Below are 22,607 nucleotides of genomic sequence, written 5' to 3'. Positions count from 1 at the left end.
GGACGCATGGCATCTTTCGCCACCAAGCAGGACATTCTGGACATCGAGACGGCCGAGCCGTGGGAACAGGCGCAGCCGGCCACCACGCTCTACGAGTTGCTCTCCAAGACGAAGGACGCGCATGGCGATCGCCCCGCGATCACCTATCAGCTCTTCTCTGGCGCGAACGATCCGGCCGAGACGCTGAACTGGCGCGAACTTCACGGGCAGGTCACGCAGGCGGCGAACCTGTTCCGAAGCCTCGGCATCGGCGAAGGCGACACCATTGCCTATGTCCTGCCGAACTGCATGGAGACGGCGACCGTCCTCATGGGGGGGTGCGTGGCGGGCATCGCGAACCCCATCAATCCCCTGCTGGAGTCGGAGCAGATCGGCGCCATCCTGCGTGAAACCAACGCCAAGGTGGTCGTCACGCTGCGCGCCTTCCCCAAGACGGATGTGGCGCAGAAGGTGGCCGACGCAGTGCGCCTGGCGCCCCGTGTCGAAACCGTGCTGGAGGTGGACCTGCACCGCTACCTCACCGGGCTTAAGAAATACGTGGTGCCGCTGATCCGGCCCAAGGTCGCCGTTTCGCATAAGGCGAAGGTTCTGAACTGGGCGGACGCAATGGCCCGTCAGCCGGCCGACAAGCTGACCTTCGCGGATGCGGCGGGCGACCGGGTCGCCGCCTACTTTCACACCGGCGGCACGACCGGCATGCCCAAGGTCGCGCAGCACAAGTATTCGGGCATGATCTACAATGGCTGGATCGGGCATCGCCTGCTGTTCTCGGAACAGGACGTGGTGATGTGTCCGCTGCCGTTGTTCCACGTCTTCGCCTGTCATGTGATCCTGATGGCGATGGTCGCATCCGGCGCGCATGTCGTGTTCCCGACGCCGCAGGGGTATCGCGGCGAAGGCGTGTTCGACAACATGTGGAAGCTGATCGAGCGTTGGAAGGTCACGTTCCTGATCACCGTGCCCACGGCGATGTCCGCGATGATGCAACGTCCGGTCGATGCCGACATCTCGTCCATCAAGACGGCGTTCTGCGGCTCCTCGCCCCTGCCGGTGGAGCTGTTCAAGCGGTTCGAGGCCACGACCGGCGTCACCGTGGTCGAGGGCTACGGCCTCACGGAATGCACCTGTCTCGTGTCTTGCAACCCGATCGACGGCGTCAAGAAGATCGGATCGGTCGGCATCCCGTTCATGCATACCGACGTCAAGATCCTGATGGACAAGGGTGACGGCCCCGTCGAATGCGCGACCGACGAGGTGGGCGAGATCTGCGTGTCGAACCCCGGCGTGTTCGAGGGATCGACCTATACCGAGGTCGACAAGAACCGCGACCTGTTCCACCGCGAACGGTATCTCCGTACCGGCGATCTGGGGCGCATGGACGAGGATGGCTACCTCTGGATCACCGGGCGCGCGAAGGACCTGATTATCCGTGGCGGCCACAATATCGACCCCGCCGAGATCGAGGAGGCATTGGCCGGACACCCGGCGGTGGCCATGGCCGGCGCCATCGGCCAGCCCGACGCTTTCGCCGGCGAGTTGCCCTGCGCCTATGTCGAACTGGTCGCGGGCGAGACGGTCGAGCCCGAGGATCTGGTCGCGCATTGCAAGACGCACGTGCATGAGCGGGCGGCGCAGCCGAAATATATCGAGATCCTGGACGAGTTGCCCAAAACCGCCGTCGGCAAGGTCTTCAAGCCGGACCTGCGCAAACGCGCGATCACCCGCGTCTATGATGCGGCGCTGAAGGATGCGAGCGTTGCCGCGCGCGTGTCCGAGGTGGTGGAGGACAAGAAGCGTGGCCTCGTCGCGCGGCTGGAAAAGACCGGCGATGTCGAGGATCGGGACGTGGTCGCCGTCATGGGCAACTACACCCGGCCCTGGGAATGGACGGATTGACCGGCCGATCCTTTGCGCATCGCTACCAAGACAAAAGACGCCCGCTTGTCACGGGCGTCCAGGGGTCCGCGCGCATCCAGGCGATGCGGGCGGCGATCCAGCGTCGCTCAGTCGAGCGCGACGAGATCCGATGCCGACGCGCGGCCGTCACGACCGTCACGCATCTCGAACTCGACTTTCTGGTTGTCGCGAAGGCCCGTCAGACCGGCCCGTTCGACCGCAGAGATATGGACGAAGATGTCCTTTCCGCCGTCATCGGGGGCGATGAAGCCGTAACCTTTGGTGGTGTTGAACCATTTCACGGTGCCAGTGGCCATTCCCGTGTCTCCTCAGTGTCGTCCCGCCCGCAACATCGCGGCGGCATGGTGCACGACGGAATTGGACATGCCAAAACACCGTCCCGAACCGACGTACACAGTTTCGAGCTAAACGCTGTTCTGAAAAGATCAAGGGGAACCGGAATGGGCATGGCCCTTTGAAACAGGATCCGCCGATCGTCACGCTGCATGGGCTGAAGGCGTGCGACACCTGTCGCAAGGCGCTGCGCGAGGTCCGTGCGAGCGGTCGGACAGCCGTCCTGCGGGACTTTCGCGCCGAGCCACCCAGTCGGGACGAGGTTGGCCGTTGGCATGCCGAACTGGGCGACGCGCTTCTCAATCGCCGTTCGACGACATGGCGGGGTTTGACGGAAGCGGAGCGCGCGGCCGACCCGATCGACCTGATGGTGCGGCATCCGACATTGATCAAGCGGCCCGTGGTTCAGACGGACGATGGCCCGTCCATCGGTCGGGTGGGGCCGCAGCCCTAGCGCCCAGGTGGTCGGCCATCAGGCGTTGGGCATCCGCAGGACGATGTTGCGTCCGCCGCGTTGATAGCGCAGCTCGCTCTCGCCGATGGCCGTGACGCGTCCGCGCTCCAGCCGGTCCCCGACCTCCACCTTGACGTAGCGGCCATTCCCAAGACGGACCAGGGCCCGACGGGCCGAGGGCTGACCGTATACCCCGATCAGGTTGATCTGGCGCAGGCGGATTGCATTCGGCTCGGTCGCGGCGCGGGCGACGCTTCCGCCGGCGGACCGCACCGTTTGTTGGCTTTGCGGCGCGGCCGGGGTGGCCGCGGCTTCCTCCCGGCGCTCGGTGACGATGCGGGCGGCCTGTTGCTCGACGGCACGGGGGCGGACGCTGGGCCGGCCGGATTGCGCCAACGCCAGGTCCGAGACCGGCCCGCTGGGCTGGGCCGCCGGCGTCCCGTCCGCTTCGCCCTGCTGTGCCAGCGACGCCGCCGCCGCGGCGGCCGCTGCCGCGACGGCGGCGTTCTGATCGGCATCGGCCGGGCCGTCCGGCGTCGATTGCGCCGCGGTCTGCTGTGCCGCCGGTCGCGGGGTCGGACGCGTGCGGGTCAACTCCTGTCGCGAAAGGCCGCCGAAGAGGACGCGCTCCACACGATCCTCCGCATCCCCGGGGCGCGGGGTCGGGCGCAGGCGGGCCAGGACCTGCTGCGCGGCGTCGCGCTCGGCCTCCACCGCCTCCCGGCGTTCGCCCTCCGGAGCGGGTCTCGGCTCGGGCAGAACGTCCGGCCGCCCGGACACGACGCGATAGCCGCCCGGGGCGAGCGTGCCCTCCGCCGAAGGCGCCACCAGTCCTTCGCCGTCGACCTCGAACTCGGTTCCCGCAGGCGCGGGCGATGTCTGCGGGCTGAACCCGTCGCTGGGCGGATCGGCCTGCGGCAGCGCCACGGCGTCGCCCTCGGCGACGTCCGGGTCGATCGAGGCGACATAGATATCGGATCCGTCCTCGGTTTCCGGCGCCTCGGGCAGCACGCGTTCCGTACCGGCCAGCTCGCCTATGCCCGGGCCCGCCTCCTCGACCGGCAGGATCGGCACGACGGAGCGAACGATCTCGGGCGCATCCTCCGTGCTGGCGGCGGCGGTATCCGTCGCGGCATCCTCGAGGGCCGCGACATCCGCGACATTCTCCGTGACCTCTGCTTCCACGACCTCCTCGACGGTCGGGGCGGCCACGACATCGACCGGCGTTTCCGTCGCGGGTTCTGCCTGTGTCTCGTCCGTTTCCACTACGACCACTTCGGGCACGGTCGGCATCGGTGCCTCGGGAACCGAAGGCTCTGCCTCGATGGGTTCGGCCGAGGGGGCTGCGGAGTTCGTGGCGAGGCCGGTTCCGCCCCGGCTATCGGGAAGGAGCAGCGCGAGATCGGTCTGATCCGTATCGGGAGGCGTGGGCGACCCTTCGACCTGCGGCACAATGGCACGTTCATCCGCCAGGTCGAGCGACGCTTCCTCGCTGGTGAAGACGACCGACCACACCGCCACGAGCGCAAGCAGGACCAGAAGGCCCAACGTCATGAGAAGCCCCAGCCGCGCGCCGCCACGGCGCGCCGCGACGTCCTTGCCGGATTCCTGCGGCTCTTCCGGCGTATCGACGGCGTCCGCGTCGGCCTGCCCGGCGTGGTCTCGCGATCTGGGTTCGATCGTCGTCGGATCCGCCGCGCCCAGGACGGAGGCCATTTTCTTCAATTTGGCGGGCGGGACCGGTGGCTTGTGCGATGCAAGGGGCACGACCGGGTCCAACGGCGCATCGGACGCGGCGGATGTATCGGTGCCGTCCTCATCCGCGGGCCCCTTCACGACTGCGGGCGGGCGGGAAAAGCGTGGCGCAGCGCCCGAAAGCGGCACCGCTGCCGGAGCCGGGTCGGACGATTTGCGATGGCTGCTGAAGGTCGGCAGGACCGGCCCGGTGGGCGTTTCGGACCTGGCGGCATGCGCGAAGACCGGCATCTTGCGATCCGGCTCGGTCCCCCCGGGCGCGTCGTCCGAACCCTTTTCCGAGAGATTCGTTTCGGTCGGGGCCACGGGCGCGAGAACGGGGGGCGCGACGTTCTGCGGCTTCGCAGGGTCGTCCACGTCGGCGTCGTCACGGGTCATCCAGGGCGGGGGTGCCGCGTCGGCCTCGTCATCGGGCGCCGGATCCGGCATCGCCTCATCGGTCCCGTCCCGGGCGGCATCGGCGGGTGCGGAGGGCGCATCGTTCTTCGCGGGCGGCGCCGATGTCACGGGTTCGGCCGTGGCAATGGTCGGCGGTTCGGGCGTCGGGTGTCCAGCGCCCGGCGCCGCCTGGGGAACGGGCTTCGGCGCCGCGCCAGATGGCAGGGTCGGCATCGGCGGTTGCGGGATCGGCGCGGCGGGCGCCAAGCTGGCCGGACGCACATCCGCGGTCGGCGGCTCGTCGGACATCGGGTCCACATCCCCCGGCTCCGGTGCGGGGGCGGATTTGGCGTCGGTCGCGGGTTGCAGCGGCACGGCACTGGCGACCACTTCGATCGTGTCCGACAGGTCGAGGGACACACGCTCCCCACCCAACAGATCGGCGGCCATTCCCGTCGGGCCGAAGTCGGGCCGGCCGGGATAGGTCGCGTCCTTGGGATCGGCGATCACGTGAACGGGGCGGAACCCGAAATCGGCGGCGAAGGTCTCCGCCTCCAGCAGCGTATCCAGCGCGACCACGGCGACCTGCAGGCGGTCGCCCCGCGTCACGTAGTCAAAGGCCAGATCCTCGACCTCGTAGGGGGTGCGCCCCTTGAGCAGGGCGCGGATCGTGGTCTTGGGATCGCGGTCGTCACGTTCGAGCGAGGTGAACAGGATCTGGCTGTCAGGCAGGATGAGAATCGAGGTGAAATCCTCGCCGAACTTCTCCGCGCAGCGATCACGCAGCCGGAACAGGGCATCGGACATATCCTCGGAATCGAGCCGTACGACGCCCTCGCGCTGCCACTGCCCGGTGCCGGTACGCGACAGGACCGAAATGCCTTCGAGGGAAAGATCGAGCGCAATTTGTGGTGTCATGCGTGCCGCCTAGCATGTGTTTCCGCAGAGCCGCGAGGGCGGCCCGGTCTGGCCCGACAGTCTAGGGCGGGAAATCGCGCAACGCAAAGTAGGGGCCGCGCGACTTGTTCCGGTTCCTATTCGGCGGCCACCTTGCCGGCCGCGGTCGAGAGCGCCTGGTCGAGATCGGCGATCAGGTCGTCGGCATCCTCGATCCCGATAGAGACGCGGACGACGTCCGGCCCGGCCCCCGCGGCGGCCTGCTGCTCGGGGGAGAGTTGCCGATGCGTGGTCGAGGCGGAGTGGATCACCAGGCTGCGCGTGTCGCCAAGGTTGGCGACATGGCTGAAGATCTCGACCGCGTCGATGAACCGCACGCAGGCGTCGTAGCCACCTTTGAGCGCGAAGGTGAACAGCCCGCCCGCACCCTTGGGGCAGACGGTCTTGGCGCGGTCGTGATAGGGCGATGACGGCAGGCCGGCATAGGTGACACGGTCGACCGCCGGGTGCCTTTCGAGCCAGGCGGCGACCTTCTCGGCATTGGCGACGTGCCTGTCCATCCGGAGCGAGAGCGTCTCGATCCCCATCAGGGTGTAATGCGCGGCCTGGGGGTTCATCGTCATGCCCAGATCGCGCAGCCCAACGGCGATGGAATGGAACGTGAAGGCCAGGTTGCCGAACGTCTCGTGGAAGCGCAGGCCGTGATAGGCGGGCTCCGGCTCGGACAGGGACGGGAACTTGCCCGAGGCCGACCAGTCGAACTGCCCCGAATCCACCACGCAGCCGCCGGTCACGGTCCCGTTGCCGGTCAGGTACTTGGTGGTCGAATGAACCACCAGGGTCGCTCCGTGTTCGATGGGGCGGTGCAGGTAGGGCGTGGCCGAGGTATTGTCGATGATCAGCGGAATGCCGGCGGCATCGGCGATGTCCGCCACCGCCCGCACGTCCATGATCCATCCGCCGGGATTGGCGATGGCCTCGCCGAAGACGGCCCGGGTGTCATCGTCGATGGCATCCCGGACGGCGTCGAGGTTGTCGAAATCGACGAACTTGGCCGACCAGCCGAACCGCCTGATGGTCTGGCTGAACTGTGTGACCGTTCCGCCGTAGAGACGCGTCGACACGACGATGTTGCAGCCCGGCTGCATCAGCGGGAACAGCGCCATGAGCTGTGCCGCATGACCCGAGGAGCAGCAGACGGCACCGGCCCCGCCTTCCAGCGTGGCGATCCGTTCCTGCAGGACGGCGACGGTCGGGTTCGTCAGGCGGGAGTAGATATATCCCACCTCCTGCAGATTGAAGAGCGCGGCGGCGTGATCGGCGTCGCGGAAGACGTAGGCGGTGGTCTGATAGATCGGCGTCTGACGGGCCCCGGTCGCCGGATCCGGGCGGGCGCCCGCGTGGATCTGAAGGGTGTCGAAGCCGTACTTGCGTGTCTCGGTCATGTCGCTCTCCCTGACTGTGGGGCGCAGGATACAGTCCGGGACGCGGAGGGGCCAGAGGCGTTCGCCCGACCCCTCAACAGGGTCACTCGACCAGCGCGCGCCGGAATGCCGTCGATACCAGGAAAGCGTCGCGGAATTCGGCCAGGGACATGGTGCCGTCGCCATCGCGATCGGCCATCGCGCGCGCCGCGACGAGGCCACCTGCATGTTCCTCGGCGTCGAGACCGTTCGACCCGTCGCGATCGAGCAGATCGAACACCAGGTTCATCGTGGCCGCATAGGCCTGTTCACGTCCGCGGAACGCAGCAATCTCGGCCATGCCGACTTTCCACCCGAACAGTTCGCCGCGGGTCAGGACCCCGTCGAGGTCCGTATCGATCGCAGCGAAGACCTCTCGTGCGGCACGATCCATTTCGTCCGCGGAGATCATGCCGTCATGATCGGCGTCGATCTGATGTCCCATGTCCTCGATGATCGCCTGGCTGGCATCGACCAGGCGCCAGGCCTCGATGCCGGGAGAGGCGGCGGCGGCCTGCATCGGAAGGGCGGCCAGGATTGCGAAGGAAAGAATGCGCCGGATCATGATGGGACTCCAATCTAACTGTATCCAATATAGAAACTGAACCGTTCGGTTCAATTCAATCATCCCGCACAGGTCCGCCGTCGGTTCCGCACGATGCCTCGCGTCTTGACCGTCGATACCTGCGGTGTAGGAGGGGTGGCGGAACCTGTGCGGAGGATCGACATGGCCGGATTTTTCAAGCGCCTCGTCGGATGGTGGGACGGGCAGAGCTTCGGCACCGCCCTCTGGACCCGCCGCTTCGGGACCGAAGTCGGACAGGACGCGGCAGGCAACACCTATTACCGCAACGCCGATGGCACGCGGCGCTGGGTGCATTATGTCGGCGACAACGACGCTAGCCGCGTGCCGCCCGAATGGCACGGATGGCTGCATCATACCTTCGATCTACCCCCCACGAAGGATCCACTGATCCATCGGACATGGGAAAAGCCGCATCAATCCAACCAGACCGGGACGGAAGACGCGTTCTTCCGCAAAGGGTCGCTGCGCCGGGCCGACGTCGAGCCCGCGACCGACTACGAGGCCTGGAGACCCGAGTGAGGATCGCGCTCGCCACGCTTGTCGCGCTGACCCTGGCCATGCCGGCCGGGGCGCAGGTCGTGCGGACCGGCACCGGGAGCGGGGCCGTCCTGCGCACGCTCGACAAGACCAGCGGCGAGGTGATCGACGTCGAGATGGCCGCAGGCCAGACCATGGCTTACGGCGCGCTTCAGATCACGCTGCATGAATGCCGCTATCCGTCGAAAAATCCGGCCGGCGATGCCTTCGGCCTGATCCAGGTGGTCGAGACGCGCGCGGTCGAGGAGTTGTTCGCCGGCTGGATGGTGGCGTCGTCACCCGCGCTCAACGCGCTGGAGCATCGGCGCTACGACGTCTGGGTCCTTAGATGCACGACGTCCGACGGCTGAGGGACCGGCCTGCACAATGCCGCGCGTTCTGACAGTGCCAATGCCAGTCTCGCGTGGTAATGGTCGCGCCCGATCTCGACCGCGCCGAGGCGGGCGAGGTGATCGGTCAGGAACTGCGTGTCGAACAGGGTGAACCCCTCGCGCCGCAGGAGGGTCACGACATAGGCCAGCGCGACCTTCGAGGCGTCCGGTCTGAGCGAGAACATGGACTCGCCGAAGAACGCGGTGCCCAGCGTCACCCCGTATAGGCCCCCGACGAGGGCGCCGTCCTCGTGGACTTCGATCGAATGGGCATGACCCGCGTCGTGCAGCGCTTCGTAGAGATTGAGGATCGGCCGGTTGATCCAGGTCTCCGGCCGGGCGGCGCAGGCGCGCACGACACGGCCGAACGCCGTGTCCAGCGTCACCTCCAGGCGGCCACGGCGGATCAGGCGCGCCAGGCTGCGCGACATGCGGAACCCATCCAGCGGCAGCACGCCGCGCCGTTTCGGATCGACCCAGTAGATCTCGGGGTCGTCGCGGGACTCGGCCATCGGAAAGACGCCGGCGGCATAGGCCATCAACAGTGTTTCGGGCGTGATCTCGGTCGTGTCGCGCGGCATGGCGAAACCGTAACCCCCGTTGGCCGGCCCGAAAAGGGCCACGGCGGTCTTGCCATGTGCGGACAGTCCACTAACCTCCGCGCGGGCACTAGGATTGGGCGCGAGATGACGAAACTGTCGCAGGATATGGTCGGCGACGATCTGCGGCAAATGCTCGAACTGGTCGACGGGGCCGCGTGCATTGGCGAGCGCATGCCCGATGCCGACGACTTCCGCATCCTTCAAATGAATTCGGCGTTCCGGACATCGTTGGATACGTCCGACGCGGCCGGACGTACGGCGCGCCAGATCTTCGGAGCACTCGATCGCGACGCCATCGACGCAGTGGCGAGGATCACCGGCGGGGGAGCGCGCGGGCGGTTCCGACAGGAACTTGCCGGATCGGACCGGATCTTCGACGTCGAACTTTCTCCGCTCGCGCAGGCGGGTCGGTTCGTGGCCGTCTTGCGCGACATGACGGGTGCCGGGGCCGCGCAGGTGGCAGCCGGCGAGGTCGAGACGAAATTCGCCGCGATGATCGACGACCTGCCGTTGATCGTCTGGTTGCACGGGGCGGACGGCCGGCAGGAGATGGTGAACCAGACCTATTGCGACTTCTTCGGCGTCACCCCGGAGGAGATGCGCGAGGATCGCTGGGAGATGCTGGTCCATCCCGACGATGGCGAAAGCTACGTCGAGGCCTTCAAGCGCTCCATGGCCGAGCGGCGGGATTTTCACGGCTCCGTCCGCGTGCGCGACAGGCATGGCAGTTGGCGCAAGCTGGAATCCTGGGGACGGGCCCGGTTCGACGCCGACGGGCAATATATCGGCGTTGTCGGCACCAGCGCCGATGTGACCGAGCGCGACGACGCTGTCGCCCGCCTGGCCGAGAGCGAAGCGCGGCTGCGCATGCTGATAGAGACATCGCCGGTCGGTATCGTGATCGGCAAGCTGGACGGCCTGATGGGCGATGCCAATCCGGCGTTCCTGCGTATGACCGGCTATGACGGGGACGGTTTTCGGCCCGGTGGTCTGCGCCGCGACGATTTCGTCGTCGATGAGATGAACTACCCGCGCGAACGCGTCGAGCGCGAACTGGCCAAGACGGGCCGTGCCGGTCCGTTCGAGCGCCGCGTGCGCCGCGCCGACGGAACCGAGTTTCCGATGCTGATGCACATGACGCAGCGTCCCGGCCATGACGAGGTCTATGCCTTCGTCACCGACCTGACCGACCAGCACGAGGCGGCGCGGAAGGGCGACGTCCTGATGCGCGAGGTCAACCACCGCGCCAAGAACATGCTGGCGGTGATCCAGTCGCTGGCCCGGCAGACCGCGCGCGACACCACGCCGGAGGCGTTCTTCGCGGCGTTTTCGGCCCGGCTGTCGGGCCTTGCCGCATCACAGGATCTGCTGATCGCCGGCAACTGGGATGCGGTGGGGCTACGGGATCTGGTGGATCTGCAGATGGCCTTCGCGCGTGGCAGCCGTGAGGAGCGGGTCGCGGTGGATGGTGCGCCGCTGTCGATCACGCCGGCCGCCGCCCAGAGCATTGGCATGGCGCTGCACGAGCTTGCGACCAATGCGCTGAAATACGGCGCGCTTTCCGACGAGGCGGGCATGGTCGATATCGACTGGGGCGTCGCCCCGCGCGCGGACGGGCCGCGCTTTTGGATGACATGGGTCGAACACAACGGCCCGCCGGTCGAAACGCCGTCGCGGCGCGGCTTCGGCTATAACGTCATATCGCGGATGGCGGAGCATTCGGTCGGCGGAGCGGTCGAACTGGACTATCGTCGCGAAGGTTTGGTCTGGCGCCTTGAAGCCCCGGGACAGAGGGTGCTGCATTCGAAGAGGAACGGGGAACGATGGCAAAACGCGTGATGATCGTGGACGACGAGGCGTTGATCGCCATCGAGTTCGAGTTCTGGCTGCAGGATGAGGGCCATGAGGTCGCGGGGATCGCGGGCGACCTGGATACGGCGATCTCGGTGCTCGATCGCGGGCCGGTGGACGCCGTCCTTCTCGATGCCAATCTCGACGGCGTCAGTTCGGCCCCGCTGGCCGAGGCGTTCCGCGATCGGGGTGTGCCGTTCGCGGTCGTGTCGGGGTATTCGCGCGATCAGATCGACTGGCTGCGCGACGAGCCGCTGGTCTCCAAGCCGGTCGATTACGGGATGCTCTCGGAGGTGGTGCGCGACCTCTGAACGGTTCAGCCCAGGTTGCGCTCCAGCCAGCGTTCCAGCCAGTGGATGGTGTAATCGCCCGATTGCACGTCGGCGTCCTCGACCAGGTCGCGGAACAGCGGGATCGTGGTGTCGACGCCGTCCACGATCAATTCGCCCAGCGAACGGCGAAGGCGGGCCAGCGCCTCGTCGCGGTCGCGGCCATGCACGATCAGCTTGCCGATGAGCGAATCGTAATAGGGCGGGATGCGGTAGCCGTCGTAGAGCGCCGAATCCATCCGCACGCCGAGGCCGCCCGGGGCGTGGTACTGCGTGATCGTCCCCGGTGAGGGCGAGAAGCTCGGCAGCTTCTCCGCGTTGATCCGCACCTCGATCGCGTGACCGTTGATCGTCAGGTCGTCCTGTTCGAAGGACATCGGAAGGCCGGCGGCCACGCGGATCTGCTCGCGCACCAGATCGACGCCGAAGATCGCCTCGGTGACGGGATGTTCGACCTGCAGACGGGTGTTCATCTCGATGAAGTAGAACTCGCCGTTCTCGTACAGGAACTCGATCGTGCCGGCCCCGGCATAGTTGATGCGGGCCACGGCCTCGGCGCAGGTCCGGCCGATCTCGGCGCGCTGTTCGGGGCTGATGGCGGGGCCCGGCGCCTCCTCGAAGACCTTCTGGTGGCGGCGCTGCAGGGAACAGTCCCGCTCGCCCAGGTGAACGGCCCGGCCCTTGCCGTCGCCGAAGACCTGCACCTCGATATGGCGGGGCGTTCCGAGGTACTTCTCGATATAGACCTCGTCGTTCCCGAAGGCGGCCTTCGACTCCGACCGGGCCGTGCGGAACGCCGTCTCCAGCTCCGCCGACGACTTCGCCAGCTTCATGCCGCGTCCGCCGCCGCCGGCGGTGGCCTTGATGATGACGGGGTATCCCATCTCCTCGGCCACGCGGCGGGCGGCGTCCATGTCGGGCACACCGCCGTCCGAGCCCGGGACGCAGGGCACGCCCAGCTTCTTCATCGTGTCCTTGGCGGTGATCTTGTCGCCCATGATGCGGATATGTTCCGCCGTGGGACCGATGAACTTGATGTCGTGATCTTCCAACACTTGAACGAAGGCCGCATTCTCGGACAGGAAGCCGTAGCCGGGGTGGATCGCCTCGGCGCCCGTGATCTCGCAGGCGGAAATGATCGCCGGGATCGACAGATAGCTCTGCGTGCTGGGGGCGGGACCGATGCAGATCGACTCGTCGGCCATGCGGACATGCATGGCATCGGCGTCGGCGGTGGAATGGACGGCAACGGTGGCCACGCCCATCTCGCGGGCCGCGCGGACCACGCGCAGGGCGATTTCGCCCCGGTTGGCGATCAGGATCTTCTCGAACATGGGCTCAACCCAGGATCACGAGGGGGGCGCCGTATTCCACGGCCGCACCGTCCTCGACCAGGATGCGCTTGACCTTGCCCGCGCGCGGGCTGGGGATCTGGTTCATGGTCTTCATGGCCTCCACGATCAGAAGGGTCTGCCCCTCCTCGACGGAATCGCCGACCTGCACGAAACTCGACGCGCCCGGTTCCGAGGCGAGATAGGCCGTGCCCACCATCGGCGAGGTGACCGCGCCCGGGTCCTGCGCGGGATCCTCGCGCGCGGCGGGCGGTTGCGGGGGCGTCGGTGTCTGCGGGGCGGAGGGAGCCGACGGGACGGAGACCTGCGCCGGCGCGGCCTGCGGTGCTGCGGTCATCTGGCGCGCGACCCGGACGTTCAGCGCGTCGTCTTCGCCGTATTCGCGGCTGACTTCGAGCTCGCTCAGGTCGTTCTCGCGCAGAAGCTCTGCCAGGGCCTTGATGAAGGCGACGTCACTGTCGTGGGTTTTGGTCATTGCCGTCTCCGCTGCCTGTTTTCCCGCCCTTAGCGCGTCGGCGGCGTGAGGGAAAGGTGAAGTGGCGCGTTCGGGGTGTGGCAGGGCCCCGCAAAGGGCCCCGCCGGAGCGTCAGCTTTCGCCGGGATCGGCACCTTCCTGCACGCCGCGCGGCCCATCGGCCCCGAGACCGGGCAGCGCCTCCACCGGGACGGGGATGCGTGACAGGATCGCCTGCGCGACCAGCCGGTCACGTTCCGCCTCGGCATAGCGGCGGGCCTGCGCCTCGTCCGTATCGGGTGCGAAGGCGGCGTCCAGACGGTCGCGGTTCGCGGACGCTTCGCGCGCGCTCGCCAAGTTGTCGGAGCCGTCCGCCCCCGGTCGGGGCGCCCACGCGGATGAAGATGCTACGGCACGAAGGCGCGAAGACGATCGCGCCGTGGCGTGATTCTGACGTGGTTAATTCTTGATGGTCAGAGGCTTAACGGTTCATCCGGTTCTCGATCAGGTCGTCTACCACGCCCGGATCGGCCAAAGTCGACGTATCGCCCAAGGCGCCGAAGTCGTCTTCGGCGATCTTGCGCAGGATCCGGCGCATGATCTTGCCCGACCGCGTCTTGGGCAGGCCGGGCGCCCACTGGATGAGGTCGGGCTTGGCGATGGGCCCGATCTCGGACCGGACCCAGGTTTCAAGCTCGCGGCGCAACTCGTCCGACGGCGTCTCGCCCCCCATCAGGGTGACGTAGGCATAGATGCCCTGGCCCTTCACATCGTGCGGATAGCCCACGACGGCGGCCTCGGCGACCTTGGGATGGGCGACGAGCGCGCTTTCCACCTCGGCCGTGCCCATGCGGTGGCCCGAGACGTTGATGACGTCGTCCACCCGCCCGGTGATCCAATAATACCCGTCCGCGTCGCGGCGGCAGCCGTCCCCGGTGAAATAGTAGTTCTCGTAGTCGCTGAAATACGTCTTCTCGAACCGGTCGTGATCGCCCCAAACGGTGCGCATCTGGCCAGGCCAACTGTCGGCGATGCAGAGGACACCTTCGGCCTCGGTCGTCTCAATGACCTTACCCGATTGCGGCTCCAGCACGACGGGCTGGATGCCGAAGAACGGCAGGGTCGCGCTACCGGGCTTGGTCACGGTGGCGCCGGGCAGGGGGGTCAACAGGTGGCCGCCGGTCTCGGTCTGCCACCAGGTGTCGACGATCGGAACACGACGGCGGCCGACCTGTTCGTGATACCAGGTCCATGCCTCGGGATTGATCGGCTCGCCCACCGTGCCCAGCACCTTGATGGAGGACAGGTCGTAGGGCTCCACGAATTTTGTTCCCTGTCCCATCAGCGCGCGGATCGCGGTGGGTGCGGTGTAGAACTGGTTGACCTTGTGCTTGTCGCACACCGCCCAGAAGCGCCCCGCATCGGGATAGGTCGGTACGCCTTCGAACATCAGCGTCGTGGCGCCGTTCGCCAGCGGACCATAGACGATGTAGCTGTGCCCGGTGACCCAGCCGACATCGGCGGTGCACCAGAATACGTCGCCCTCGTGGTAGTCGAAGGTGTACTGGTGCGTCATCGACGCATAGACGAGGTAGCCGCCGGTCGTGTGGACCACGCCCTTGGGCTGTCCGGTGGAGCCGGAAGTGTAGAGGATGAAGAGCGGATCCTCGGCCGCCATCTCCGCGGGGGGGCAGTCGTTGGAGGCGTCCGCCTCCAGTTCATGCAGCCAGAAGTCACGGCCCTCGGTCATCGGGATGTCGCCGCCGGTGCGTTTGACGACAAGCATCCTGGTCTCGGGGCCGCATTTGCCGAAAGCCTTGTCGGCATTGGTCTTCAGCGGCGTGTTGCGCCCGCCCCGGGGCGCCTCGTCGGCGGTGATGACGACCTTCGCGTCGCAGCCCGTTACCCGCGCGGCGAGCGCATCGGCCGAGAAGCCCGCGAAGACGATCGAATGGATCGCTCCGATCCGCGCGCAGGCCAGCATGGCATAGGCCGCCTGCGGGATCATCGGCATGTAGATCACGACCCGGTCGCCCTTCCCCACGCCCATCCCCTTGAGGACGTTGGCGAACTTGCAGACATGGGCATGCAGCTGCGCATAGCTGACATGCTGGGCCTCGCCCTCCGGATCGTCGGGCTCCCAGATGATGGCGGTCTGGTCGGCGCGGTCCTTCAGGTGGCGGTCGATGCAATTCGCGGCGACGTTCAGGGTGCCGTCCTCGAACCATTTGATCGACACGTTTCGGGGCGCGAAGGACGTGTCCTTGACGCGGCTGTAGGGCTTCATCCAGTCGATGCGCTTGCCATGCTTGCCCCAGAACGCCTCCGGGTCCGCAATGCTGGCCTCGTACATGGCGTCGTAGGTCGCGCGGTCGGCATGGGCGTCGGCGGCCATCTCGGGCGAGGGCGGGTAGGTCTGATCATCGGGCATGGGGTCTTCCTGTGTCGTATGGGTGTCGCGCGTATCTCAGATGGCGAGGTACTCGGCGCGCAGGGCCTCGTCCTGCAGGACCTCGGCGGCCGTGCCGTCGAAGACGACGCCCCCGGTGTCGAGGATCACGGCACGATCCGACAGGTTCAGGGCGCGCACCGCGTTCTGTTCGACGAGGATGGTCGTGATGCCCAGTTTGCGGATCTCCATCAGCGTCTTCTCGATCTCGTCGACGATGACGGGCGCGAGGCCCTCGTAGGGCTCGTCGAGCAGCAGCAGCTTCAGGTCGCGGCAGAGCGCGCGGGCGATGGACAGCATCTGCTGTTCGCCCCCCGAAAGCGTGACGCCCTCCTGCTTTCGCCGCTCGCCCAGGCGGGGGAACAGCTCGTAGATGCGCTCCAGCGACCACCCCACCGGGGGCGCGATCTGCGCGAGCTTCAGGTTCTCCTCGACCGTGAGGCCGGGGATGATGCGCCGATCCTCGGGCACCAGGCCCAAGCCCACGGCGCTGGCCTCATGCGCGCTCATCTTGTGCAGCGGTTGGTGATCCAGCCAGATCTCGCCCTTGCGCAGCTCGGGCGTCGCCACCCGCGCGCAGGTCCGCAGGGTGGACGTCTTGCCGGCCCCGTTGCGACCCAGCAGCGCCAAGATCTCGCCCTCATGGACGTTGAAGCTGATGCCTTGGACGATGTAGCTCTCGCCGTAATAGGCATGGATGTCGTGGACGCTGAAGTAGGCGGGCGCAGTGGCCGCCTTGTTGGCGTCGCGGCTGAAATCGGGTTTGACGGTCATGATCGTCTCCTCAATGTCCCGAACTCTCGCCCAGATACGCTTCGCGCACCTTGGGGTGGCCCTTGATGTTGTCCGGCGTGTCCTCGACCAGGGGGGTGCCCTGCGCCAGGACGGTGATCCGCTGCGCCAGCGAGAAGACGACATGCATGTCGTGTTCGATGATGGCGATGGTGATCGGGCGCGAGGCGCTGATCTGCTTGAGCAGGTCGATCGTGTTGTTGGTGTCGGCCCGCGCCATGCCCGCCGTCGGCTCGTCCAGCAGCAGCAGACGCGGCTCCTGCGCGAGGCACATGCCGATCTCCAGTCGGCGCTTGTCGCCGCGCGACATCGAGGCCGCGTGCATCCCACGCTTGTCGGCCATGTTCATGTCCTCGAGCATGTGTTCGGCCTTCTCGACGATCTCGCGGTCGCGCATCATCGCGGTGAAGGCATGCAGCGCGAAGGAGCCATCGCGCCTGGCCAGGCAGGGGATCATCATGTTCTCCATGACGGTCAGGTCCCCGAAGATTTCGGGCGTCTGGAACACGCGGCTGATGCCCATCTGGTTGATCTCGTGCGGCTTGCGGCCCAGCACCGACTGCCCCTCGAAGCTGACCGATCCGGTATCGGGGATCAGCTTGCCGACGAGGCAGTTGAGCAGGGTCGACTTGCCCGCGCCGTTCGGCCCGATGATCGCGTGTACGGAATTCTCCGCCACCGACAGGTTCACGTCCGACAGGGCCTGCAAGCCTCCGAACCGCTTGCCGACGTTCTTGACCTCGAGAATGCCCATGGCTCAGTCCTCCGCCGCTTGGCGTTGCTCGGCGGCCGGCCCTTCGACCGCGCCGGCCTTGCGGTCGCGCCGGAACACGGTCGCGATCTTCTGGCCGCCCTGCACCAGGCCGCCTGGCAGGAAGATGACGACCAGCATGAACAGAAGGCCCAGCGTCAGGTGCCAGCCCTTGCCAACGAACGGATAGACGATGGCGACCATCGCGTTCTCCAGCCCGTCGGGCATGAAGGCGAACCAGGAATGGAGCGTGCCTTCGTTGATCTTCGAGAAGATGTTCTCGAAATACTTGATGAAGCCCGCGCCCAGCACCGGCCCGATCAGCGTGCCCGCCCCGCCGAGGATCGTCATCAGAACGACCTCTCCGCTCGCCGTCCACTGCATCCGCTCGGCGCCCGCCAGCGGATCCATCGCCGAGAGCAGACCGCCGGCCAGGCCCGCATACATCCCCGAGATCACGAAGGCCGCGAGGGCGTAGGGCTTGGGGCTGAGGCCGGTATAGTTCATCCGCTGCTGGTTCGACTTGATCGCCCGCAGCATCATGCCGAAGGGCGACCGGAACAGCCGGACGGCGAGGTAGAAGCAGATCAGCATGATGAACGCGCACAGGTAGTAGCCGACGTTGAAGTCGAACGACCACGCGCCGATGCGCAGCGTCTCGGTCTCGCGCATGGCGACGCCAAAGATATGCGGCGCGCTGATCGTCGTGGCCGGATCGTGGAAGATCTGCGGATCGCTGGTGTAGACCTGCAGGCCGGTCTCGCCGTTCGTGAGGTTGAAGGCCGGGTTCGACAGCACCGAATAGGCCAGCGCGAAGGACATCTGCGCGAAGGCCAGCGTCAGGATCGAGAAGTAGATGCCCGACCGCCTGAGCGAGACGAACCCGATCAGCAGCGCGAACAGCCCCGAGACGACGATCGACAGCAGGATGCCCGGCAGGACATTGTAGCCCAGCAGCTTGAACATCCAGACGCAGGAATAGGACCCCACGCCCAGGAACGCCGCGTGGCCGAAGGACAGATAGCCCGTCAGGCCGAACAGGATGTTGAACCCGATGGCGAAGATCCCGAAGATCACGAAGCGCTGCATCAGGTCGGGATAGCCCGCGTTGAACTGCGCCATGGCCGAGTCGGCGGGAAACGGATTCAGCAGGAACGGCGCCAGCATCGTCAGCAGGATGACGACGATGAACAGACCGAAATCCTTGCGGGTCAGGCCCAGTATTCCGCGTCCGGGCCGGTGCAGGCTCGGCCGGGCAGGATCGGGGCTCGTGGCGGCGGCGTGATGTGTCTGGTCGGTCACTGGATTACTCCTCCATCACGCCGCGGCGGCCCATCAGCCCGCGCGGGCGGGTCAGAAGGACGATGATGGCGACAAGGTAGATGATGATCTGATTGATCCCCGGCACCGCCGTGGTGGCCCAGGTGGTCGAGGCGAAGCTTTCCAGGATGCCCAGCAGGAACCCCGCCAGGACCGCGCCCGGCAGCGACCCCATGCCGCCTACCACGACGACCACGAAGGACAGGACCAGGAAGTCCATTCCCATGTGATAGTTCGGCGGGTTGATCGGCGTGTACATTACGCCCGCGAGACCTGCGACGGCGGCGGCGATGCCGAACATGATCGTGAACCGCCGGTCGATGTCGATGCCCAGCAGGCCCACCGTCTCGCGGTCGGCCATGCCGGCGCGCACGACCATGCCGAACGTGGTGAACTGCAGAAAGGCGAAGACGGCGGCGATGATCAGGGCCGCGAAGAAGAAGTAGACCAGACGCCAATACGGATAGATCACCGTGTTCGGATCGAATCCGAACAACATGCCGAAGTCGAAGCTGCCGCGGAACGCGTCTGGCGCGGGTGTGGGGATGGGGTTCGCGCCGTAGAAATACTTGATGATCTCCTGCAGCACGATCGCCAGGCCGAACGTCACCAGGATCTGGTCGGCATGCGGGCGTTTGTAGAAATGCTTGATGAGGCCGCGTTCCATGATGAAGCCGACGGCGATCATGATCGGGATCGCGAAGAGGATGGCGATCGGTACCGCCCAGTCCACGATCGCGGCGCCGAGTTCCATTCCGAAAATGTCCTGTACGTAGAGGACGTCCTCGAAGCGCGGGTTGCCCAGGAAATCCGTGCCCGAAGGCTCCGACGCCTTATGGCTGAGCTGCAGCAGGCGCGACACGGTCACGGCCACGAAGGCGCCCATCATGAACAGGGCGCCATGGGCGAAGTTTACCACCCCCAGCGTTCCGAAGATGAGGGTCAGGCCCAGGGCGATCAACGCATAGGCGGATCCCTTGTCGAGGCCGTTCAGAATTTGGAGGAGGAAGGCTTCCATCGGTGCCGGGTCCTTCTGGTGTCAGGGATCAACCTGGGAGACGGGTCCGCGCGCCGCGCGACCGTCCCGGGCCAGGTGGGGGCCGCGCCGAGGCGCGACCCGCTAATGGTCAGCGGGAACTTACGCGCCCGGGTTGCACTCGCCCAGTTCGCCACCGGCGAACATCGGGTGGTCCGAGGGATAGGTGACCTGCTCGGTCGGCGTGACCTCGACGATCTCGACCAGGTCGAACTCGTTCTCGGGGTTCTCCTTGCCGCGCACGACGACGACGTCCTTGAAGCACTGGTGATCGTCGGCCCGGTACAGGGTGGGACCATTGCCCAGCCCGTCGAACTCATAGCCCGAAAGCGCCTCGTCGACCGCGCAGGGGTTGAAGCTGCCCGCGCGCGTCACCGCATCGGCATAGAGCAGGGTCTGCGCATAGCAGGTGTGGGCGGCCTGCGACGGCGGGAAGCCGTATTTCTGGCCGAAGGACTGCACCAAGGCGTTGGTGCCAGCGTAGCGGGCGCCCTTCTCGTTCTCAAGCTTCCAGTCCCAGTTCTGCGAACCAGGGATGCCGGCGATGTTCTGCCCCGCACCGCGGGCCATAAGCTCCGAGTAGAGCGGCACGACGATCTGGAAGTCCTTGCCGTTGGCCTGCGCCTGGCGCAGCCCGAACTGGACCGCGTTGGTCAGCGAGTTGACCATGTTGCCGCCGTAGTGGTTCAGCACCAGCACGTCGGCGCCGGAATTCAGCACGGGCGCGATGTAGGACGAGAAATCCGTCGACGCGAGCGGCGTCAGCACGTTCTCGACCGTCTCCCAGCCCATGGCCTCGGTGGCCGCGGCGATCGATTCCTGCTGCGTCCAGCCCCAATTGTAGTCCGCCGTCAGGTGATAGGCCTTGCGGTCGTTGCCATAGAGCGATTCCAGCACCGGGGCGAGGGCGGCCGCCGACATGTAGGCGTTGAAGAAGTGACGGAAGCCGTTGGCCTTCCGGTCTTTGCCAGTGGTGTCGTTGGAATGGGTCAGGCCGGCCATGAAGATCACGCCCGCCTCCTGGCAAAGGCCCTGGACCGCGACCGCAACCCCCGAGGAGGAGCCGCCCGAGATCATCACGGCGCCGTCCTTCTCGATCATCGACTTTGCCGAGGCGCGCGCGGCGTCGGACTTGGTCTGGGTATCGCCGGTCACGAACTCGACCCGCTTGCCCAGAATGCCGGTCCCGTCCAGTTCCTTGGAGGAGAAGGTCTGCATCATGCCGCCGTCGCCGCCGCCATTCAGGTGCTCGACGGCAAGTTCGAACGCGCGCAGCTCGTCCGCACCCTCGTCGGCGTAGGGACCGGTCTGCGGCACGTTGAAGCCGAGCGTGACGGTGTCGCCGGTGGGGGCATTGGTGAACCCGGTATGGCCGTCCGACCAGGCGGCACCGGTAAAGATCGTCGGCAGCGCGAGGCCGGCACCGGCGGCGGCACCGGTCTTCATCGCACCGCGGCGGGTGATATTCGATTTGGTCATGGAGACCCTCCCTGGTTTCCTGTCCGGTCCGCTCCCCTCCCAAGGATGGCGGATCGCCCCCGTCTTGTTGACGGGTCGGCCACAGTATCTGCCGGCGGGGGTGAAATCGGCAATAACCTACCCCTGGTCCGCAATTTTTCTGTAAACGAAATGACAAGACGATCGCGAACCGTGTAAATTTCTTCTCGCGCCACCGCGGCATGACCGATGCGGCAGGCGCAGCAACGATGTCCGAACAGGAGGTTGCATGGCCCGCGCCGCTCCGACCGGCAGTCGTATTCGCGAACGTCGCCTCTCGCTCGGGATGCGCCAGATCGCGCTGGCGGCCGAGGTCGGCATTTCCGCGTCCTATCTGAACCTGATCGAACACAACCGCCGCCCGATCGGCGGCACGCTCCTGCTGCGGCTTGCCCGGGCGCTCGATATCGACCGCGCCGCCCTGGCGGAAGACGGGGACGATGCGCTCGTCTCAGCGCTGGAGGCGACGGGCGCATCCGGCCGATTGCCGGTCGAGGCGGCGGCGCAGGCCCCGGAACTCGCGCGGCGGTATCCGGCCTGGGCGCGCCTGATCGCGGCCCAGGCCGAAACCCTGGCCGGACAGGCCCGGAAGATCGACGCGATGTCGGATCGGTTGACGCACGACCCGGCCCTGGCGGCGGCGATGCATGAGCTGCTGTCGACCGTGTCCACCGTCCGGTCCACCGCCTCCATCCTCGCGCAGACGCCCGAGATCGACGCCAACTGGCTGGGCCGCTTCCATGCGAATCTCGACCAGGACAGCCGTCGCTTGGCCGAGGGCGCCGCCGCCGTGCTGAGCCTGTTCGACCGGCAGGAGGGGCGCGCGGCGGAGAACCTGTTGCCGATCGAGGAAGCATCGCGCTTTCTTGACGCGCATGGCCACCGCTTCGACGCGATCGAGGCGGACGGCGCCGCGGCGATCCCCGCGCTCGTTGCCCCGATCGAAGGGGCCGCGGCCCGCAAGATCGCCACCGGCATCCTGGAGGCCGATGCCGCCGATGCGCTGCGCCTGCCGTCCGCAATCGTGGATGCGACCTCCGATCCCGCGACGCTGGTGGAGGTGGCCGAGGGCGATCTGGCCCTGATCCTGCGGCGCATCGGGTTGCGCGATCCCGCGCGCGGATTGCTGATCTGCGACGCGTCGGGTGCAATGCTGCGTCGCAAATCCGTGGCAGGATTCGCGTTGCCGGTGATGGGTGCGGGCTGCCCGCTCTGGCCGATCTACGCCGCCCTCTCGCAGCCGGGTCGGGCGCGGGTGACCGCACTCGAGACGCCCGACGGTGCCGGCTGGCGTGCCCATACGGTGGCGGAACCGGCCGGCCCGGATGCGTTCGATCGCGAGCCGGTCCTGCATGCCACCATGCTTCTGACCCGGGACGACGCCGCCGAAGGGCGGGTTCCGGTCGGGCCGGGCTGCCGCACCTGCCCGCGCGCGGCTTGTACCGCGCGGCGAGAACCGTCGGTTGTGACGGGGGATGGCTGA

At 66.9% G+C, this 22,607-nt stretch carries 21 protein-coding genes; 7 read left to right on the top strand and 14 right to left on the bottom strand.

Features of this window, described 5'->3' with window-relative positions; all coding sequences use genetic code 11:
- Nucleotides 1-6 precede the first annotated feature (6 nt).
- Complete coding sequence (locus MWU52_RS08025) at nucleotides 7-1,896, top strand: acyl-CoA synthetase (RefSeq protein WP_246950967.1); 1,890 nt, start codon at nucleotides 7-9, stop codon at nucleotides 1,894-1,896.
- Between the two features lie 107 nt (nucleotides 1,897-2,003).
- Here MWU52_RS08025 and MWU52_RS08020 read toward each other — a convergent pair whose 3' ends face one another.
- Nucleotides 2,004-2,213: a cold-shock protein gene (locus MWU52_RS08020; protein WP_246950965.1), complete on the bottom strand. Its 210-nt coding sequence runs from the start codon at nucleotides 2,211-2,213 to the stop codon at nucleotides 2,004-2,006.
- Nucleotides 2,214-2,371: 158 nt separating this feature from the next.
- Between MWU52_RS08020 and MWU52_RS08015 the strand changes: the two genes are divergently transcribed.
- Entirely contained in the window at nucleotides 2,372-2,704 is a 333-nt protein-coding gene (locus MWU52_RS08015) for an ArsC/Spx/MgsR family protein (protein WP_246950964.1), read from the top strand.
- A gap of 18 nt (nucleotides 2,705-2,722) precedes the next feature.
- On the opposite strand, the gene MWU52_RS08010 is transcribed toward MWU52_RS08015, so the two are convergent.
- From MWU52_RS08010 to MWU52_RS08000, 3 genes are all read right to left on the bottom strand, one after another.
- Nucleotides 2,723-5,755, bottom strand: coding sequence for a hypothetical protein (locus tag MWU52_RS08010; protein WP_246950963.1), 3,033 nt, complete (start codon nucleotides 5,753-5,755; stop codon nucleotides 2,723-2,725).
- Between the two features lie 116 nt (nucleotides 5,756-5,871).
- On the bottom strand, nucleotides 5,872-7,179 hold the full coding sequence (locus tag MWU52_RS08005) for an O-acetylhomoserine aminocarboxypropyltransferase/cysteine synthase family protein (RefSeq protein ID WP_246950962.1): 1,308 nt from the start codon (nucleotides 7,177-7,179) through the stop codon (nucleotides 5,872-5,874).
- An 82-nt stretch (nucleotides 7,180-7,261) separates the two neighbouring features.
- Nucleotides 7,262-7,762 (bottom strand): hypothetical protein, encoded by a 501-nt coding sequence (locus tag MWU52_RS08000; RefSeq protein ID WP_246950961.1) that lies wholly within the window; start codon nucleotides 7,760-7,762, stop codon nucleotides 7,262-7,264.
- A gap of 162 nt (nucleotides 7,763-7,924) precedes the next feature.
- Here MWU52_RS08000 and MWU52_RS07995 point away from each other — a divergent pair, with 162 nt between their 5' ends.
- On the top strand, nucleotides 7,925-8,302 hold the full coding sequence (locus MWU52_RS07995) for an NADH:ubiquinone oxidoreductase subunit NDUFA12 (protein ID WP_246950960.1): 378 nt from the start codon (nucleotides 7,925-7,927) through the stop codon (nucleotides 8,300-8,302).
- Nucleotides 8,299-8,670: a DUF2155 domain-containing protein gene (locus MWU52_RS07990; RefSeq protein ID WP_348645499.1), complete on the top strand. Its 372-nt coding sequence runs from the start codon at nucleotides 8,299-8,301 to the stop codon at nucleotides 8,668-8,670. Before MWU52_RS07995 ends, MWU52_RS07990 begins: the two co-directional genes overlap by 4 nt.
- On the opposite strand, the gene aat is transcribed toward MWU52_RS07990, so the two are convergent.
- A complete protein-coding gene (gene aat / locus MWU52_RS07985) occupies nucleotides 8,628-9,272 on the bottom strand; it encodes a leucyl/phenylalanyl-tRNA--protein transferase (protein ID WP_246950959.1) in 645 nt (214 codons plus the stop codon). The genes MWU52_RS07990 and aat overlap by 43 nt on opposite strands.
- A gap of 105 nt (nucleotides 9,273-9,377) precedes the next feature.
- On the opposite strand from aat, the gene MWU52_RS07980 reads away from it, so the two are divergent.
- Both MWU52_RS07980 and MWU52_RS07975 read left to right on the top strand, forming a co-directional pair.
- On the top strand, nucleotides 9,378-11,132 hold the full coding sequence (locus tag MWU52_RS07980; protein WP_246950958.1) for a PAS domain S-box protein: 1,755 nt from the start codon (nucleotides 9,378-9,380) through the stop codon (nucleotides 11,130-11,132).
- Nucleotides 11,117-11,455: a response regulator gene (locus MWU52_RS07975; RefSeq protein ID WP_246950957.1), complete on the top strand. Its 339-nt coding sequence runs from the start codon at nucleotides 11,117-11,119 to the stop codon at nucleotides 11,453-11,455. The genes MWU52_RS07980 and MWU52_RS07975 overlap by 16 nt, the downstream gene beginning before the upstream one ends.
- A 5-nt stretch (nucleotides 11,456-11,460) precedes the next feature.
- Here MWU52_RS07975 and accC read toward each other — a convergent pair whose 3' ends face one another.
- From accC to MWU52_RS07930, 9 genes are all read right to left on the bottom strand, one after another.
- Nucleotides 11,461-12,807, bottom strand: a complete 1,347-nt coding sequence (gene accC / locus MWU52_RS07970) for an acetyl-CoA carboxylase biotin carboxylase subunit (protein WP_246950956.1) — start codon at nucleotides 12,805-12,807, stop codon at nucleotides 11,461-11,463.
- 4 nt (nucleotides 12,808-12,811) lie between these two features.
- The gene (gene accB, locus MWU52_RS07965; protein ID WP_246950955.1) at nucleotides 12,812-13,300 is read right to left on the bottom strand and encodes an acetyl-CoA carboxylase biotin carboxyl carrier protein; all 489 of its coding nucleotides are present in this window, start codon (nucleotides 13,298-13,300) and stop codon (nucleotides 12,812-12,814) included.
- Nucleotides 13,301-13,411: 111 nt separating this feature from the next.
- Entirely contained in the window at nucleotides 13,412-13,636 is a 225-nt protein-coding gene (locus MWU52_RS07960) for a hypothetical protein (protein WP_246950954.1), read from the bottom strand.
- Nucleotides 13,637-13,760: 124 nt separating this feature from the next.
- Nucleotides 13,761-15,710 (bottom strand): acetate--CoA ligase, encoded by a 1,950-nt coding sequence (gene acs / locus MWU52_RS07955; protein ID WP_246950953.1) that lies wholly within the window; start codon nucleotides 15,708-15,710, stop codon nucleotides 13,761-13,763.
- 36 nt (nucleotides 15,711-15,746) lie between these two features.
- The gene (locus MWU52_RS07950) at nucleotides 15,747-16,502 is read right to left on the bottom strand and encodes an ABC transporter ATP-binding protein (RefSeq protein WP_246950952.1); all 756 of its coding nucleotides are present in this window, start codon (nucleotides 16,500-16,502) and stop codon (nucleotides 15,747-15,749) included.
- Between the two features lie 10 nt (nucleotides 16,503-16,512).
- A complete protein-coding gene (locus MWU52_RS07945; RefSeq protein WP_246950951.1) occupies nucleotides 16,513-17,274 on the bottom strand; it encodes an ABC transporter ATP-binding protein in 762 nt (253 codons plus the stop codon).
- Nucleotides 17,275-17,277: 3 nt separating this feature from the next.
- The gene (locus MWU52_RS07940; protein ID WP_246952809.1) at nucleotides 17,278-18,495 is read right to left on the bottom strand and encodes a branched-chain amino acid ABC transporter permease; all 1,218 of its coding nucleotides are present in this window, start codon (nucleotides 18,493-18,495) and stop codon (nucleotides 17,278-17,280) included.
- 82 nt (nucleotides 18,496-18,577) lie between these two features.
- Nucleotides 18,578-19,609: a branched-chain amino acid ABC transporter permease gene (locus MWU52_RS07935; protein WP_246950949.1), complete on the bottom strand. Its 1,032-nt coding sequence runs from the start codon at nucleotides 19,607-19,609 to the stop codon at nucleotides 18,578-18,580.
- Nucleotides 19,610-19,729: 120 nt separating this feature from the next.
- Nucleotides 19,730-21,106 carry a substrate-binding protein gene (locus tag MWU52_RS07930; RefSeq protein ID WP_246950947.1) on the bottom strand — a complete coding sequence of 459 codons (1,377 nt, stop codon included), beginning with the start codon at nucleotides 21,104-21,106 and terminating at the stop codon, nucleotides 19,730-19,732.
- A 247-nt stretch (nucleotides 21,107-21,353) separates the two neighbouring features.
- Here MWU52_RS07930 and MWU52_RS07925 point away from each other — a divergent pair, with 247 nt between their 5' ends.
- Nucleotides 21,354-22,607 (top strand): short-chain fatty acyl-CoA regulator family protein, encoded by a 1,254-nt coding sequence (locus MWU52_RS07925; protein ID WP_246950945.1) that lies wholly within the window; start codon nucleotides 21,354-21,356, stop codon nucleotides 22,605-22,607.

This window comes from Jannaschia sp. S6380 (assembly GCF_023015695.1).
In the GTDB taxonomy this organism is placed as follows: Bacteria; Pseudomonadota; Alphaproteobacteria; order Rhodobacterales; family Rhodobacteraceae; genus Jannaschia.
The sequence above is the reverse complement of the archived record's forward strand: the minus strand, read 5'-3'. Positions and strand labels throughout refer to the sequence as shown.

Bases quoted from the DNA above. Each gene is read 5' to 3' on its own strand.
- MWU52_RS07945 (WP_246950951.1), bottom strand. From the start codon at position 17,274: ATGGGCATTCTCGAGGTCAAGAACGTCGGCAAGCGGTTCGGAGGCTTG.
- acs (WP_246950953.1), bottom strand. From the start codon at position 15,710: ATGCCCGATGATCAGACCTACCCGCCCTCGCCCGAGATGGCCGCCGAC.
- MWU52_RS07980 (WP_246950958.1), top strand. From the start codon at position 9,378: ATGACGAAACTGTCGCAGGATATGGTCGGCGACGATCTGCGGCAAATG.
- MWU52_RS07950 (WP_246950952.1), bottom strand. From the start codon at position 16,502: ATGACCGTCAAACCCGATTTCAGCCGCGACGCCAACAAGGCGGCCACT.
- aat (WP_246950959.1), bottom strand. From the start codon at position 9,272: ATGCCGCGCGACACGACCGAGATCACGCCCGAAACACTGTTGATGGCC.
- MWU52_RS07975 (WP_246950957.1), top strand. From the start codon at position 11,117: ATGGCAAAACGCGTGATGATCGTGGACGACGAGGCGTTGATCGCCATC.
- MWU52_RS07935 (WP_246950949.1), bottom strand. From the start codon at position 19,609: ATGGAAGCCTTCCTCCTCCAAATTCTGAACGGCCTCGACAAGGGATCC.
- MWU52_RS07925 (WP_246950945.1), top strand. From the start codon at position 21,354: ATGGCCCGCGCCGCTCCGACCGGCAGTCGTATTCGCGAACGTCGCCTC.
- MWU52_RS08005 (WP_246950962.1), bottom strand. From the start codon at position 7,179: ATGACCGAGACACGCAAGTACGGCTTCGACACCCTTCAGATCCACGCG.
- MWU52_RS08020 (WP_246950965.1), bottom strand. From the start codon at position 2,213: ATGGCCACTGGCACCGTGAAATGGTTCAACACCACCAAAGGTTACGGC.
- accC (WP_246950956.1), bottom strand. From the start codon at position 12,807: ATGTTCGAGAAGATCCTGATCGCCAACCGGGGCGAAATCGCCCTGCGC.
- MWU52_RS08000 (WP_246950961.1), bottom strand. From the start codon at position 7,762: ATGATCCGGCGCATTCTTTCCTTCGCAATCCTGGCCGCCCTTCCGATG.
- MWU52_RS08025 (WP_246950967.1), top strand. From the start codon at position 7: ATGGCATCTTTCGCCACCAAGCAGGACATTCTGGACATCGAGACGGCC.
- MWU52_RS07930 (WP_246950947.1), bottom strand. From the start codon at position 21,106: ATGACCAAATCGAATATCACCCGCCGCGGTGCGATGAAGACCGGTGCC.
- accB (WP_246950955.1), bottom strand. From the start codon at position 13,300: ATGACCAAAACCCACGACAGTGACGTCGCCTTCATCAAGGCCCTGGCA.
- MWU52_RS07995 (WP_246950960.1), top strand. From the start codon at position 7,925: ATGGCCGGATTTTTCAAGCGCCTCGTCGGATGGTGGGACGGGCAGAGC.
- MWU52_RS08010 (WP_246950963.1), bottom strand. From the start codon at position 5,755: ATGACACCACAAATTGCGCTCGATCTTTCCCTCGAAGGCATTTCGGTC.